At 42.0% G+C, this 16,262-nt stretch carries 10 protein-coding genes and 1 pseudogene; all 11 read right to left on the bottom strand.

The window, feature by feature from the left end; translation table 11 throughout:
- Positions 1–4,258 precede the first annotated feature (4,258 nt).
- Positions 4,259–4,600, bottom strand: a complete 342-nt coding sequence (locus LI164_RS16275; protein WP_227086821.1) for a TnpV protein — start codon at positions 4,598–4,600, stop codon at positions 4,259–4,261.
- Positions 4,601–5,515: 915 nt separating this feature from the next.
- On the bottom strand, positions 5,516–7,612 hold the full coding sequence (locus LI164_RS04950; RefSeq protein ID WP_227086820.1) for a DNA topoisomerase 3: 2,097 nt from the start codon (positions 7,610–7,612) through the stop codon (positions 5,516–5,518).
- 88 nt (positions 7,613–7,700) lie between these two features.
- Positions 7,701–8,393, bottom strand: coding sequence for a CD1107 family mobile element protein (locus LI164_RS04945; protein ID WP_227086819.1), 693 nt, complete (start codon positions 8,391–8,393; stop codon positions 7,701–7,703).
- Positions 8,383–8,715, bottom strand: a complete 333-nt coding sequence (locus LI164_RS04940; RefSeq protein WP_227086818.1) for a DUF4315 family protein — start codon at positions 8,713–8,715, stop codon at positions 8,383–8,385. Before LI164_RS04940 ends, LI164_RS04945 begins: the two co-directional genes overlap by 11 nt.
- A 15-nt stretch (positions 8,716–8,730) precedes the next feature.
- Positions 8,731–11,199, bottom strand: a complete 2,469-nt coding sequence (locus tag LI164_RS04935; RefSeq protein ID WP_227086817.1) for a CD1108 family mobile element protein — start codon at positions 11,197–11,199, stop codon at positions 8,731–8,733.
- A gap of 30 nt (positions 11,200–11,229) precedes the next feature.
- On the bottom strand, positions 11,230–11,553 hold the full coding sequence (locus tag LI164_RS04930) for a hypothetical protein (protein ID WP_069989211.1): 324 nt from the start codon (positions 11,551–11,553) through the stop codon (positions 11,230–11,232).
- A 45-nt stretch (positions 11,554–11,598) separates the two neighbouring features.
- Entirely contained in the window at positions 11,599–14,421 is a 2,823-nt protein-coding gene (locus LI164_RS04925; protein WP_227086816.1) for a VirB4-like conjugal transfer ATPase, CD1110 family, read from the bottom strand.
- Positions 14,402–14,770: a PrgI family protein gene (locus tag LI164_RS04920; protein WP_069989213.1), complete on the bottom strand. Its 369-nt coding sequence runs from the start codon at positions 14,768–14,770 to the stop codon at positions 14,402–14,404. Before LI164_RS04920 ends, LI164_RS04925 begins: the two co-directional genes overlap by 20 nt.
- Positions 14,771–14,787: 17 nt before the next feature.
- Positions 14,788–15,657, bottom strand: coding sequence for a VirB6/TrbL-like conjugal transfer protein, CD1112 family (locus tag LI164_RS04915; RefSeq protein WP_069989214.1), 870 nt, complete (start codon positions 15,655–15,657; stop codon positions 14,788–14,790).
- Positions 15,658–15,681: 24 nt separating this feature from the next.
- Positions 15,682–15,765: pseudogene (locus LI164_RS04910) on the bottom strand (Maff2 family mobile element protein); the annotation flags it as partial.
- Between the two features lie 90 nt (positions 15,766–15,855).
- Positions 15,856–16,262: DUF4368 domain-containing protein (locus LI164_RS04905; protein ID WP_227086815.1), on the bottom strand; the 407-nt coding region annotated here is incomplete at its 5' end.

Below are 16,262 nucleotides of genomic sequence, written 5' to 3'. Positions count from 1 at the left end.
TATATCTGACAAAGGGCATCCCTGCGGTGCATATCCCGGAAAATCCATGACTTAAATTCTTCCCTTATAAGTTCCTGCTTTTGCTGTGCCAGCATGGTTTCCTTCCGGTTCAGTTCCCGGTGTTCCCCTTCCACATCCTGCACTGTATCATAGATTTTTGTATCTCGAAGATTCAAAGCATCTTCTAACAGTCTGTACGCATTTGCTCTCTGTGTTCCATAAGTAGAAGTAACGAGTGGATTCTGATAACTGTCCACACTCTTTCCCGAAACATTCCACTGACCGGTTACTTCAGCATACTGGACTTTTATCCGGCTTCCAATATAATATCTTGGTGTATGGAATGTTTCTGCCATAAACTGTGTCACATAATCTGGAGAAATCCATGTTGCACCAAGTCTTGCTTCAATTTCTGAGGCATCCAGGTCTTTTGGCTGCACTCGTTCCAGATATTGTACATTAACAGCATATTCCGGGCGGTTCTCGGCAAATCCTCTGGCAATCTTCAATTTTTCCCGGACATTTCCAGACAAATATTCATCAGATGGCTCCCATTTTTCATTTAGCGGATTTCTAAATATCACACCTGTCAGTTCTTCCGTCAGTTCTGCTTCTGTTTTCCCGGTAAGCTGTGACATATAAGCAAGATCAACCTGTGCCTTTTCTCCAATAGACACTGCCAATGCTTCACTGGCGGTATCCACCGAAGCAACTACCTGAGCATGACGGATTGTCCTTTTTGTAAAAATATCTGCTTTTCTTTTGAGGTTGCCCTGCTCATCCAGAAATTCCAGTGAAGTCAGAAGACAATAGCTGCTGTCCTGACTAAATGCCCTTTTGTTTGCATTGCTGCTAAGCAGACCATATTTTGCAGTAAAGGAATCATAAACTTCATTCAAATCTTTTTGAAGTTCTTCAACTTCCTGATCACCGCAGTCTTCCATCTGACGCTGTAACAATTTATTTGTTGCGTCACGAATCTTCACCATGCCTTTTACTCGTTCTGTAGTTGCCATTGGAAGTTCTACTTTATTCATCACAGAGTTTTCCCTGTAATAAATGTCATCATCCAAAACGGCAAAGCTAAAGTTCTTCACATCCGAATCTGCCGGAATAGAAACTACCTGTTCCTCTAACTCGCTATCTGAAAGTTCCATTTCTGTGATTGTTCCATGAATATTCTGTACAGCTTTCTTTAACTGTTCTTCAAGAGTAATGCCTTCTTTTGGCTTTACAGTAACTTCCTGCTTACCATACTGGGTACTTTCTGTGGTAAATTCACCAAGAACCATTTCCGGATGCTCTGCAAAATACGCATTTACAGAATAGCCTTCCTCTGTCGTCTTTAGGTTTACCCATTCTGGCTCCTCGATTGCCGCCCTGTCCCTTTTCTGAAAAAACAGAATATCTGATACAACATTTGTATTTGCATTTCTCTGAAAAGCATTATTAGGAAGCCTGATTGCCCCCAGCAGCTCTGCCCTGTTTGCAATATATTGTCTGACTGCCGGATTCTGTTTATCCATAGTTCCACTGGAAGTCACAACTGCAACCACACCGCCTGGACGCACAAGATCAAGAGATTTTGCAATGAAATAATCATGAATCAGAAAATGATGCCTGTCGTATCTTTTGTCATTTACCTGGTACGCTCCAAACGGCACATTACCAATCACACAGTCAAAGAAACTATCCTGAAACTGTGTTGTTTCAAATCCCTGTATGGCAATCTGGTTTTTCTGATATAACTGTCTGGCGATTCTGCCGGATACCGGGTCAAGTTCCACACCATACATTTTCGCCTTACTCATGCTTTCCGGGATAAGTCCCATGAAATTTCCTACTCCACAGGATGGTTCCAGAATGTTTTCTTTTGTAAATCCCATATTTTCCAATGCTTCATACATGCTATGTATCACTGTCGGAGAAGTATAAAACGCATTTAGGGTGGATGCTCTTGCTGCACTATACTCTTCTGAAGTCAGCGTATTTTTCAGTTCTCTGTACTCATTTGCCCAGCTTCCGTTGTTTTCTTCAAATGCCTGCGGGATACCGCCCCAGCCAACATAATGGGATAATACTTTCTGTTCTTCTGGTGTTGCCAAACGTTCTTCTTTCTCCAAAGTCTGCAATAAACGGATTGCTTCTATATTCGCTTTATATTTTGCTTTCGGACCGCCTGCACCAAGGTCATTATCTTCAATACGGAAGTTATGTGGCATAGTCACAATCTTTGTTTTTTCCTGTCTGATATATGGTTGAAATTCTCCCTCATAGCCAAACAGCTCATTTTCTCCCGGAATATAGTTTTTTCCTGTTTCCAGACATCGGAATATATCCGCATCCGGGGCATTGCTGACAGCATAAAATTCATCATACGAATATTTGGGAAAATCTTCAGTATGGTACGTTGACAAATGCAGTTCCGTATTGGAACGTGTCTGTGCAACCAATTCTTTTCCTTCCACTCCATCATACAGGACACCAACTGCTTCAAAATGGTATCCCTGATATTCAAAAACACCCTGTTCCCATTGGTCAGCTATTGCACCTGCTGATTTTTCCGCCGTTTCCACAGGAGTTTCCGGTATTTCTGACTGCACCATTGTATCGTTTTCTTCTGAAATTTCTGACTGTTCGATCTCACCAGCTTCTTCTTCCGTTTCGTCTAAAACCGATTCCACTGTTTCCTCTACATCCTGCATGTCTACAACATCCGGTTCCATATATGCTTTCGTATCCAGATAATCAAACATGGACATCTGATGACCGCTTAACTCTATGGTCGGCTGTTCCAGTTCCTTGGTTGGAAATATAGTGTACGTTCCCTCTACATACTGATGGAGTATTGACAGACTTTGTGCTTTCTCGTTGTAATTTGTCCCATAGGCTTCAAAATCCAAGGGTAGTTCTGCAAGAGCTGCATCCATCTTCTGTAACAATTCCTGTGCCATTTCTTCATCTGCCAGCATCCTTGGCACCTGTTTTCTTGCTTCCTCATGCAAAAGTTCATCCGTAAATGGTCGCTCAATTTCCTGTGGCAGCCTGTTATAAAAATTAATCACCCGCATTGCCATCTGGTATCGTTCATATTCCGGCATATGAGCGTAGTCTCCGGCTTGAAGAAAATGGTCATTTTTTATGAGATAATCCACTCTTTTTGCCACTTTCTGCCAGCTCAGTTCTTCTTTCGTATGGTATGCACCCGGAGTTCCTCTGGAAAGCTGTAATCCTTTTCCATTGTAATCTGCGTAGGAATTGTCCGCTCTGGAAAGGGCATGGCTCTGTCCTCCAATGCCATACTGTTCTTTCATAAAATTTGTTCTCTCCTGTTCATCCTGATGCCGCAGATAAAAAGAATATATGCGAAGCCTTCCTTCTGAAAAAGCTCCACCTCTTGCAAGAAAAGCATCTATCTCATCCTGCGTGATAAACATTTCCTGTTCTTTCCAAGCAAATACCTCTCTTGCCTGATAGGGAATGACTTCTTCGGCAAATTTCTGAAACTGCTCAGAAACAAGGGTTGGTTTATAATAATGAAAACGCATGATGGATTTATCTATGTCATACATTTCAGCCAGACCTTCCAGTCTTTCATTTAATTCGGAAAGCCACTCTGCATCATCTAGCTTTTCCGCCAGAGCATCTGTCTTTTCCGGATAACCATTATGAAAAATCTTCATATCATCTGCTGAAAATACCAGTTCAGACAGATCATCCACAATATCAGTTTCCATATAAGCAAGCACTTGTGCGTGTTCCTGCAAGGCATTTTCCCTTGCTGCATCAAGAACAGACTGTGGTGCGTATTCTCCCTGTTTTAATAACTGATGGATACGTCCACTGACATCCTCCCATGATAAAAAAGCCTTATCTAAAAGTCGATCGTTCACCGTATGTCCTACGGCAATCTGCATCCCTGTTTCATCAAACCACACAGAATACTCGTTTCCATTAATTTTAAGACCTTTGCCACCGATGCCATATTCACGCTTCACAAATTCTGTATAATCTTCTTCTGACTGTTCACTCATAAAATTGTAGATAATCCGTAACTGGCTTTTACTCTTATTACTTCCGGTACGGAGGATTTCATCCACAACCTCTTCCGGAATTGGGATTTCCCCGGCATACAGGGCAGACATATGCTCCTCAATCTTCCGGATCTGCTGATTTACAGTTGGTAATTCGGGCAAAGATAAAGCAGAGGCGATTTCTTCCTCTGCTTCACTCAATCCATCTTCTCCTGTATCCGTAACTAACTGTATACCAATTCCGTCAAGATGCTCTCTTCTGCTATTGCTGTCAGTGCGTTCATATGTGCTGTCCATGCCATCGGATCGGCTTCCTTGTCCGGTGCCGGTTTGTTCTTCAGCAATTTCTCCATCTGGCTTTCCATTCTCTCCTGAGCCGCTTTCTCGATCTCCATAAGATGCTTGTTCAGCTTCCCTGTCAGGAAAAGGCTCTGGTAAAGGCTGTTCTTGTGTTCCTTCAGAAACGTTCTCCTCAGCATCCCGTATTTCCCGATTGTCACTTCTTCCTCCTCTACGGTCAGGTTCGGAAACAGGTAGTCCCCCTTGCGATGATAGGTCAGTTCCATAGTCAGTTCCTCCTTCATTATCCTCAATATCATTTATTCTCTCTTCTGTGCCCAGTATTTTATTTTCACGCATTAACGTGTTAAAGTTATTATAATTCCTCTCTTCAGAATTTTCAAGACCTTTCCTGATTTCTTCCAGAGAAATTTTATGTACCGTTTTTCCAATATCAATCAGTACACTCTCAGCGAGCTGGCTTGCAGCATTTCCTAGAAAAGTCAATACGGAAAGCCTGTTATAATCGGTGATGTGCATGAAATCCTCTTCTTCAAGAAGCAACATAGGATCAAGTCCGCATCTTCTTGCAAGCATATAATATACACTGTCCGTTGCAAGCTGCCGAAAATCGTTCCGAATCGTCCCTTCATCCAGGTCTTCCAGATAGGTTCCTTCTGCTGCATACGATAAGCCATCCAGATAATCCTCCAGATTTTCATTGACCATCTCTTTTGCCACAGACATCAACGCATCCGCCAGATCTGCCGTATCTTTTTCTTCCAGATTATAAACATCAGAAAGATGTGCAAGCACTTCTCCCCTCTGATGTTCCTGAAGCTGCCACAGGTATGGTGATCTGCCACCCTGTACCATATGGGTATCTTTTATATCGAACACATATCGGATTTTTGCTTTTGTCCCTGTTTCATCCAGCAGAGCAATTCCTTTTGCCCCTCGGTTTACCCATCTCATCATCTTCTCATTCCACAATTCCAAGGATGCACATGCGGTTGCCTGTGGACGCTGTGCATAAATGAGAAGCTGGTCAGTAAAGGAATAACGGTATAATCTGGCGGCAGTATCCAGATATTTCATCCAGTCTGCCGGGGAACTGGCTATGTCAGTGGCATACCATTCTGCCATGCCACGAATCTCCTGTACTCTTGCCATGTCTCTTCCTCCAATCTTTAATTTTTGCTTTATCCTTTATGCTTTCTTTTCGGAAATTCCAAATGAAATTTCGGTTTTCCATTTTCCAATGTCATCAGAAGATCTGCATCAAACCTGGCATCTTTCTTTTTAGAATATAACCCTTTTACATGGGTACACGCCTTATCCAGAAGTTCTTTTGCCATTTTCTTGTCCAGTTTCTTCTCCATACCTTCTAAAAATCGGTTATCCTTCCAAAGAGCAAAATCACACTGGCGGTTCGAGCAGTAAAAATTCCTTTTCCCCTCAAAAATATCAGAACCGCAGACTGGGCATTTCCCGATTAATTCTTTTGCTGTCTGAAAACGATTTCTTTCTTCCTCTGGGATTTTTCTGCAGCCATTCAGGATTTCTTCCAGCATGGTTACAATATCATCCATGAACTGTTCTCCATTAAGCTCCCCTCGTTCCATCAGCAAAAGCCTGTTCTCCCATTCGGCTGTCAGCCCTGCTGATTTTAAATTCTCCGGCATTACACGAATGAGTTCCCTGCCCTCCGCTGTTGGAATAATCTGTTTCCCCTTTCGCTGTGCATATCCGGATGCCACCAGTTTTTCAATGGTACTGGCTCTCGTTGCAGGTGTTCCAAGCCCTTTTTTCTCTGTCTTTTCATCAAATTCTTTATTACCTGCTGTTTCCATTGCTGCAAGAAGCGTATCTTCATTGAATGATTTCGGTGGAGAAGTATAATGGATACTTGTTTCTGCCTTGACATTGAAAATCTGCATACCTTTCTGGTATCCGTATGGAATTTCCAACTGTCTGTCTGAATCCTCTTTCTCTGTTTTAACACAATGACTGCAAAAAGCTTTTTCCACGTCTTTAAATCCCATCTGCACCGCTGTTTTTCCTCTGGCAGTAAACTCATTTTTCTGACAGTTCACAGTAACATCTGTCTGTTCATACAGATAATCTTCCCCGACTGCCTGAATCACCTGCTGTCCAATCAGTATCATCAGATTTTTTTTATCCACTGGCAAATCCACGATTCCTTTTTCCACAGCCTCTTTTGTCGGAAGAATAGCGTGATGGTCAGATACCTTTGCATTATTTACAACTCTTTTTATGTTATGTCCTAACTGCCCATATTCTACAAAAGGCAGCATCAACGGCATTTTCCCTGCCAGTTCTTCTACTGTTCCAATCATATCTTCTGTAACAAAGCGGCTGTCTGTCCTCGGATACGTTACCAGCTTTTCTTCATATAATTCCTGTAAAAGATCAAGCGTTTTCTTTGCCGTAAATCCAAAATACCGGTTCGCTTCCCTCTGCAGACTTGTCAGATCATATAATTTAGGCGGGGATACTTTCTTCCGTTCTCTTTTTAACTCTGTAATAATTGCCTCAGAACCGTCACATAATGCTGCCAGAAGTTCTGCGTCTGCTTTATTGGTAATGTTCTCTGATACGGCAACGAGCTTTCCATCTGTCAGTTCCACTCTGTAAAAGGTTTCTTTCTGAAAATGCTCAATCCTGTCCTGCCGTTCTGTCAGCATGGCAAGAGTTGGTGTCTGTACTCTTCCAACTACCAGTTTTTTATAATACTTTGTCGTATAAGCTCTGGTAGCGTTCATTCCAATCAGCCAGTCTGCCTGTGCCCTGCATACCGCCGCCATGCAAAGGTTACTGTAAAAGCCGGCATCTTTCATCTCATGGAAACCATTTCTTATTGCTTCATCTTCCATAGAGCTGATCCATAATCGTCTGACTGGTTTTCTACATCCGGACAGATCATATACTCTCTGGAAAATCAATTCTCCTTCCCGTCCTGCATCACAGCCATTTACCAGATACTCTATATCTTCCCGGTTCATCAGATCCTTTAATACTGAAAACTGCTTCTTTTTATCTGCTGACACCTGTAATTTCCACTTTTCAGGAATGATCGGCAGGTCATCAAACTGCCATTTCGCATATCTTTCATCATATTCTTCCGGTCGTGCATATTCTGCCAGATGTCCAAGGCACCAGCTCACAAGGCAGTTTTCTCCCTCCATATACCCGTCCTGTTTTTTATATGCAGACAAATTTTTCGCATAACTTTGTGCTACACTCGGTTTTTCTGCAATCACTAAAAATCTCGCCATTTTTCGTCCTTTCTGAAAAGGACAGCCAGATTAGCTGTCCCTTTCCTGTATCTTATTTTTCTGTGCTAAACTTCAGAGAACCAAAATCTTAATCTTCCTGTCCATCTTCATTTTCCTGTTCTTCATTGATAAACGGTCCGTCTGTAAATTCAAGTTGTTCACTGACAAAACCATCTTCTTTTTTACGTCCATATTTCAGATATACAACCACTGCACCAATACCAAGTCCCCCTGCTAATACAATGGTACAGAGTTTCCAGATGTCTGCACTGCCTGTATTTTTCTGCGTTGTTTCTTCTGTCTCTTTTTCCACAGCAGGTGTTGTTTCTGTGGTTGTTTCCGGAATCACTACCTTCTGTTCTTCCTCTGTCTTACTGTCCTCTGTTTCATCCAGGAATTCTGCAAGATCATTTTCATCAACTAACGACATCATATAGACATTTTCTGATGTGCTGGAACGGTCAATTACCATATAAAAAGTATTTCCCTTTTTTGTCTGGATGGTAAGGAACTGCTTTGTATCATCATTTTCCTTATCATCGACCAGTTGTGCATTTCCTGGCGTAGAAAAAGCAGAGGAATCACTTTCTGCGATCACTCTGCCCGTATCCTCCGTATTTTCTTCTGTGGTTGCTTCCGATGATGTTTCTGCCACAACCTCGGTAGTTGTTTCTTCTGCAGGCGGATCAGCATTTGCATATACAGTTGCAAACGAAAATCCCGAAAGCATTGTAACTGCCATTACAATCATCATCAGTTTTTTTACTACTTTATTTTTCATGTTCTAAGCCCTCTCTTTCCGGTATCTGTACATCAGATTCTTTGTTATTTTCTTTGTTTCCGTCTTTCTTTTCTCCTGCATCTTCTATTGCAATACCACCTTCTTCATCCAACCGAATCGTTGCTGTTCCTTTCTGAATCCCATCAAGCAGTACAAGAAGTTCCCTGCTGTCCAGCTTCAGTGAACGGAAAGATTTGATAATTTCTATGTCCTCCATCTGCTGTTTTAAATCATTCTGCTTTTTCAGATGCTTCTGCAGTTCTGCAATCTTTTCTTCTGTTTTCTGAATATCATCCAGAACTTTTTTTAACTTCATATTCATTTGCCCTGTCACCTCCTAATGCAGACGACCAAATGCCATAAAATGTTCCTGCCAGTAAGAACTTGCAATGCTTGTATACTGTACCGGCTTTCCGCAATGTATCATCATATTGTTGCCAACATAAATTCCTACATGACTCGCTCCGCTTGTGTTATAAGTTCCCTGGAAGAAAATCAGATCTCCCGGTTTTGCTTCTGATGGGGACACCTGTGAACAATGAGAACGAAGTTCATCGGCAGTACACCTTCCTATGTTCCATCCATTTCCACAATTATTGATTACCCAGCTTACAAATCCAGAACAGTCAAAACCGCTTGGAGAATAACCACCCCATACATAAGGCACTCCCAGATATTTCTCTGCTTCCCGTATCATCTTTGCGAATTGTGGGTCAGATAACGCTTCACCAGGAATCGTATAGCCAAAACCACTACTTCCTGTTGGAATGGAATTCAGGTCAAACAGGTAATCCCTGTTTCCATAATATCGGTTATACGCATCGTATCTTTCCTGTTCCTCTTCTGTCATACGGCTTCTTAACACCGTATCCAGATTATGATTGGTCATAGTAACATCCAGACGGTTCACTTCTTTTGTTGTTGTCACTTCTACTTCCTGACTTCCGTTGCTGTCAGCTATGTAAGCCTCCCATGTCTGATGTCCATGAGCAGATGCCGCCGCATGATTATCATAATAAACATCAAACTGCACACCATATCTTGCGAAAGCTCCGGTATCTTCTACCACATATTCCACGCCATTCATCACTACATGAGTGCCGATCGGAACAAAAGGATTTGTCGCATCTACGGCAATCGTGTGGTTTGCGGTAGGCATTGCTCCACTTGCGGTCGGTCCTCCACTCCACTGACCACAGCAGATGGAACAGTTGCAATATCCACTGGTAACAACCTGTCCCAGTGATTCTCCTACCCGGACAGTCTTTGTTTCTGTTACGGTTTCTCTGGTAGACTGTGTATTGATTCCATATTGCTGCTGAAAAATTTCTTTTATCTCGTCTGCGACTTCTGCATAAGTAAAACCGCCATATTTCACTGTCAGATAAGAAATAAGCTGATATGGATTGTGTCCGATCTCATCAATCTGATAACGGTATTCATCATAATCCGGATGCCTGGATTCTATTTGATTGATCTGTGTGTTCAATGCTTCCTCCAGAGCTTTATACGCATTTTCTGCAGCATAAATATCTTCATCCGTACTGGAATAACTGGTTGAAATGATCGCTGAAGAACCACCCTGTAAAACTGCACTGCAACTGGAAAAACTGGCTGCTATCAGAACAAAAATCAGTCCAAAAAGAGCTACTGTAGCAAAGATTCCTTTGTTTTGTGCCGCCACCATTTTGACTGCATCTTTTGTTTTTTCTGTAAATCTTTGTGCCGATGTGATTGCCGCATCTTTGGCTTTTTTACTTTCTTTTGCCGCCCGGTACTGCTTTTGGTATCGTTTTTTCTGTAGTAATTTTTGAAGTACTGATTTTTTCTTCTGGTCAGCTTCTCTCTTCACTGCATTTTTTGCCTGATTTCCGTAAGCAGCATCAAACATCAGTCTGCTATTTTCTGCTTCATCCAGCATATTTTCTGTCAGACGGGCAGATTGTTTCCTGCTTTCCCTCAGTCGCTGCCGGACATAAATAGACTTTCTTGCAAGACTTTCCCCTGAAAGTTCCATCCTGTGTGCCCCTTCCACAGCAGCGTTATCATCTTCTGCTTCATGGGCTTTCCAGTGTCCCACAGTAAGAGCAGCATTTTTCACTGCCGAAGCTGATTTGCGGATTCCGGTTCCTGCTCCATGTACCATGCCATCCCCTTCATCTCCAAAAGAAAGCCGGGACTGTTTTTTCTGTTCTTTCAGTATCCGCTCCCGCTTTACCTTACCTTTGATCTCATCCTGAAATCCTTCCAGTGATTCTTCTGTAACCTGAGATGTTTCACGATAACGGATATTTTCTTTTTCCGCAGTTTTTTGTTGTCTGGAAGCCTCCTTTTCCTTCCGTTTTTCTCTTTCTGCGTAATCTCTGACCATTTTTCTCTGTCTAAGTTTTCTGCTGTCCACTGCGGTTTCCAGAGCAGCATGTTCACTTCTTGGCTGTCCCCGGATACTTTCTGTACGAAATACGGCATGTTTATCTGGCCCGGAATCTTCCGTTAAAGACATATCTTCCTTCGCATCCTCATTCCCCAGATCTTGTTCCATTTTCACTTTTTGTTCTTCATCTATACTGTATCTGGTTATATCAAAGGGTTTCTTTCTGGTCGGTATATCTTTACTTTCCGTTATTCGCTCCCGTCGATTTTTTCCGAAATCTTCTTCTTTTTTCGGATTTCTGGAAACTTCTATATCCTCATCACGACTGGTGATCCGTTTTTCTTCCTTGTTATGCAGGTTTTCTTCCCTAAGACCATCCCTGCTCATCTTATGGACGGTTTTATCTCTGGCTTTATATTCATGTTCCTGCAATTTCACCATCCCCTTTGCTGCGGTTTCCCTTTAATTCGCTTTATCCTTGTACACTTCCCATTTATGTGAGATTTCATCTACATTAGAAAGAATCGAAGTCAAAAGCATATCCAGCATCCTTTCACTCAGCCCTTCCTTTTCTCTCAGATAAAAAAGCACCTGCTGTAAATCAATCATTTCTGACAGAAAAAGCATATCATCCAACATTTCACCAAATACTTCTTCACCGTTGCTGTCCTTTCCTGCCTCTAAAAGCTGCTTGACCTTTTCATCGGCCTGCAGTTTTTTCATCATTTCTACACAAGCCTCTTCTGTGCATCCTTCACATGGATTTGCCATACAATTATTTTCCATTCTGTAATCCTCCGTTTTCTCTGTTTTGTTCTATCTTTTTTACAACTACTCTTCATCTCTTTCCCCGATTCCAAGACGTTTCCGCTTTTCTACTTCATCTGGTTTGGAAGTCATGAGTGCATACAGCATCAGTGAATTATCGAATTTATCCTTGAATGGAATAATCGTACTTCCATAAAAAACAAGTCCCTCACCTTCTCCACTGTTGGTAACATAGGAAAGCTGATGCGGTGAAATATTCAACTGTTTCGCAAGAATCTGTCTGTCACCGGAAGCCTGATTCAGCATCAGGATAAAGTCTGAGTTCTCAAAGATATTTTCAATTTCCCTTGATGCAAGCAAATCTTTGACATTCTGTGTAATACCTGTCGGGATACCACCCCACTTACGGAATCGCTTCCAAATTTCCACACTGTATGCTGCTGTCTGTTCTTCTTTCAGCAGCAAATGAAACTCATCAATATAATATCGGGTACTCTTATTTGCAGAACGGTTGATTGTCACTCGATTCCAGACCTGATCCTGTACAATGAGCATCCCCAGTTTTTTCAACTGCTTTCCAAGGTCTTTAATGTCAAAGCAGACCATACGGTTATTCAGTTCCACGTTTGTTCTGTGATTGAATACTTTCAGAGAACCATTAACATAAATTTCAAGGGAAGTAGCAAGCCGCTGTGCTTCCTGCTCTTTCTGCTCCCGGAGAAGATTATATAAATCTTCCAGTATTGGCATATTCTCTGGCACTGGGTCAGAAAGATAATTCTGATAGACCAGCCGTACACATCGGTCAATGATAGTCATTTCCACTGGTTCCAGACCATTTTTACCTCCCACGATCAACTCGCATAAAGACAGGATAAAATCTGACTTTAGAGATAACGGGTCATCATCATCTGCATAATCAAGATTAATGTCCATCGGATTAATATAATCATGGCTGGTTGGTGAAATCCTGATAACTTGTCCATGAAATGCCCGGACAAGTGGGTAATATTCCCCTTCTGGATCGCAGACGATAATATCATCCCTTGTCACAATAAAAGCATTGGCAATTTCACGTTTTGCAGCAAAGGATTTACCAGAACCCGGTGTACCAAGTATCAGACCGTTCGGGTTCTTTAATTTCTTTCTGTCTGCCATAATCAGATTATTGGAAAGAGCATTTAATCCATAATAAATAGATTCCCCTCCCATAAATAATTCCTGTGTAGTAAACGGAACAAAAATTGCTGTGGATGTTGTAGTCAGTGCCCTTTTGATCGGAACCAGATTCATCCCAAGAGGCAGACAGCTCATCAGTCCCGGCTCCTGCTGATAGTCCAGACGTTTCAACGCACAATTATATTTCTGTGCAATTCCCGCAGTCTGAAATACCACATTTTCAAGTTCCTGCTTCGTCTGTGCAGTATTTAAAAATAATACTGTCACAAGGAACATTCTCTCATTTCTGGACTGTAAATCTTCCAGAAGCCTTTTTGCTTCCCCACCGTATGTATTTAAGTCTGATGGGATAATATCCATGTCATATCCGGAACGTACCGCTTTTTTCTGCTCCTCAATTTTCATCCTGTTAATATCTGTTACCTTACTCTTTACCAACTTAATTGCTTTCATCTGGTCGATAGACTGGATATGGAGATTAACCATCAGGTTACAGTCCATTTCCAGAAATTCCGCAAGCATCTTGTCAGTAAGTTCCGGTGCAAGAATCTGCAAATAAGAGACAGCCCCAATCGTACCTCCCATCTGAAAATCTCTGCCGTTTTTAAACACAAAACTGGTCGGAGCGACATAATCTTTGGTACTCAGTCCTGTCCGAAGCACATCATCATAAGAAAAATGAAACGGAACCTTACTGTCCTGATTAAAGGTTTCATACATGATCTGAAGTCTTTCTTCTCCATTCAGTGGATAAGCCGAAACTCCTAGAATCTTAAAGTTATTAAGAATATCCGATTCAATTCTCTCCAGCTTCGGTTTTGCTTCCCGGATACTGTCCGCTTCAATGCCAAATGTAATATATTTGGTACGGAGCAATCCATTATTTCCTTTGGAAAGCTGATTCTTTAACATCTGGGCAAATTCCATACGCAGCTCATCAAATTCATCATCCTGTGGCTTAATAAGAATAACTTTTTCAAATTCCGCCATGTTACTGTGCTGATTGATAAAAGACAACTGAAAATGAATAGTGCTGTCAAAGTAATTTAAAAAATCACACCAGTTTTCAAAGATTGCGTTCTTATCCTCATTCTGTGCCAACTGATAATTGATGTCATAAAACCGGATCGTTTTTGAATAAAACTTATCCTGCACCCGGCAAATCCCATCCTTTGCCATCTCATGATATGGAATAGACTGCTGTGCTGAAATCTGTTTTTCCTTTGCTGTATCTGCTTTCACTGCTGTCTTATTTGTCCCTGTCTTTACAGGTTTCCTGTTTCCTGCCGCTTTTTGCCCGGATGTGGAAGCCGGTTTACTTTTTCTCTTTTTTGCGTCTTTTTTTGCCTGACGCATGGCTTCTTTTTCTGCTTTTTCAGCAAGTTTTGCTTCTCTTTTTTCACTTTTCTTATCTGCCCTTTCCTGCTCTTTACGCAGCTTTGCTTCATATTTCTGTGCCTGTTTTAATGCTTTCTTTTCCCTTCTGGTTATCTTCCTTTTGGGTCTGCGGACACCTCTTTGTCTTTCCAGTGCTTCATAACCTGTTACCATCGGTTCTTTGCGTAACTTTCCGCTTACTGGATTTTCTCCATCTGGCAATGGTTCTGAAACTTCCTGCCCATCTTCCTTATCCAGCCAGTAATCATCCGGATATAAACTGTCCTCCAACTGTTCTGGCAACGCTTTCTTATTTTTTCTTTTTAACACGTTCCCTGCCTCCTTTCTTTCTGACTATCCTCTGTTTTTTCTCATACATATTTTCCACCTGATACTTCCTTACAGATGGCCGGATAAACCGGACCACAATTATATTCTTCAGAACTTTTTCTAACGGAAGCCCATCCTTCTCATACATGGCAAATACAAATGCCGGAAGCATCAGAAGACACATTCCAGTTGCAGCATTACTGGAACCGATCACTCCTCTGGTTAAAAAATAAAACGGTACCCCCACTGCTGCTGCAAGTCCAAAACAGATAAGCTGTCTTTTGGTAAGATTTAAAATAATCTTGTTTTTTACTTTGGTCAGATCTTTTGGTACAGATACAAAAGCCATCATTTTCCCCCTTCCTGCTAATGGGCATTAAACACACTTTTTGCAAAATTACCTGTTTTCATCAGACTGAAACACAGAATCACTGTATATGCCATCACACCAAACAATGCGGAATGTACGTTATCTGACATCTGGATATTTGCCACAAGGACTGCGTAGATTCCCACACAAACCATCATGAAAAATCCCTGAAATGCCAGTGCAAATAATCCCCGCAGATAGTTGTTTCCAATCTGTCCCCATTCCCTGTTTGACATCGTTGCAAATGGTATTGCACCGACCGAGGAATACAAATAAATCTCAATCATTCGTCCATACAAAATAACTGTGATCAATACAGATATAATCTTCATACACAGGCTTACCAGCATCGTTTCCAGTGCCAGTATGACAAGTTCACCGATTTCCATAGATTCCATAGCTGTTTCCATCGTACTGATCATCGTATCTATATTGATCGCTGTATCAGAACTGATGACCCCTGCCGCCCGGCTTACCACCGTCTGTCCGACATCAAATACCGCCATAGTAATTGTGAACGTGTGGCTGACAATCCAGACTGCCACCCACATCTTGAAAAAATATTTAAAGAACATCCATGTGTCCAAATCATGCATGTTATTTTTTTCTGTCAGCATGGAAATCAATTCATAACAAAGTACAAAAGTGATAATCATACCGGCAATCGGAACAATTACCGAATCGGAAAGATTCTGTATCATACTGAAAATGTTTCCATTCCAGCCCTGTGGTGTCTGCCCAACCTGAGCAGCAATCTCACCTGTCTTTTCATTGACATCGGTGTACATTGTTGTCAGGTTGGAACTTACCATGCCTGTCAGAAGATCCCTCATCCATGTTTCAATCGCCTCAAATATACGATCCATGAGTTATCTCCTCTCTTTTTACACTTAACCAAACAATCCGGATAACAGCGGTACTAACTGTGTTCCGATCAGTGCCACACCGCCACCAGCCATAAGCTGTTTTATCCCCAATTAGGTGTAAAACTCTGCTCGATGGCGGGCGGCGGCGTACAAAAAATCTATATGGTGTTTTTAAGAGAACCGTCCCGGCGGGACAGGTCAGGCAGTGACCTGTTCCACCTCCGGGATGGGTTTGAGATTAAAATGAATTTCGATAGAAATGTGTCTTGTTTTATCTTCGTCAATGCGCTCATGCACGACGATTTCTTTGATTAAGCGGTTAAGGGTGGCTGCGTCCAGCTCTGTGATGTTGGCATATTCCTGAATGGCTTCCACCCATTGTTTTGCGTCATTGGCAAGCTGGGCTTCATCGGACAGCCGCTTCCTGCCCTCGGACACTTTTGCTTTAAGCTCCGTCTGCTCGGTCTGTGTCTTTTCCAGCATGGTGTTGAAATTCTGCTCACTGATACGCCCTGCAATCATATCCTCATAAAGCCGCATGACCATTTTATCCAGAACCTCAATCCGTTCCTCGTCCCTTGTAAGGGAGCGTTCCATTGCTTCCC

Origin of the sequence: Dorea sp. 210702-DFI.3.125, from assembly GCF_020560945.1 — a bacterium.
GTDB classification, from domain to species: domain Bacteria; phylum Bacillota; class Clostridia; order Lachnospirales; family Lachnospiraceae; genus Dorea; species Dorea formicigenerans.
This window is presented reverse-complemented; position numbering and strand designations above follow the sequence as displayed.

Excerpts from the sequence above, each read along its gene's own strand:
- LI164_RS16275 (WP_227086821.1), bottom strand. The coding sequence starts at position 4,600 with ATGGAACTGACCTATCATCGCAAGGGGGACTACCTGTTTCCGAACCTG.
- LI164_RS04950 (WP_227086820.1), bottom strand. The coding sequence starts at position 7,612 with ATGGCGAGATTTTTAGTGATTGCAGAAAAACCGAGTGTAGCACAAAGT.
- LI164_RS04945 (WP_227086819.1), bottom strand. The coding sequence starts at position 8,393 with ATGAAAAATAAAGTAGTAAAAAAACTGATGATGATTGTAATGGCAGTT.
- LI164_RS04940 (WP_227086818.1), bottom strand. The coding sequence starts at position 8,715 with ATGAATATGAAGTTAAAAAAAGTTCTGGATGATATTCAGAAAACAGAA.
- LI164_RS04930 (WP_069989211.1), bottom strand. The coding sequence starts at position 11,553 with ATGGAAAATAATTGTATGGCAAATCCATGTGAAGGATGCACAGAAGAG.
- LI164_RS04920 (WP_069989213.1), bottom strand. The coding sequence starts at position 14,770 with ATGGCTTTTGTATCTGTACCAAAAGATCTGACCAAAGTAAAAAACAAG.
- LI164_RS04915 (WP_069989214.1), bottom strand. The coding sequence starts at position 15,657 with ATGGATCGTATATTTGAGGCGATTGAAACATGGATGAGGGATCTTCTG.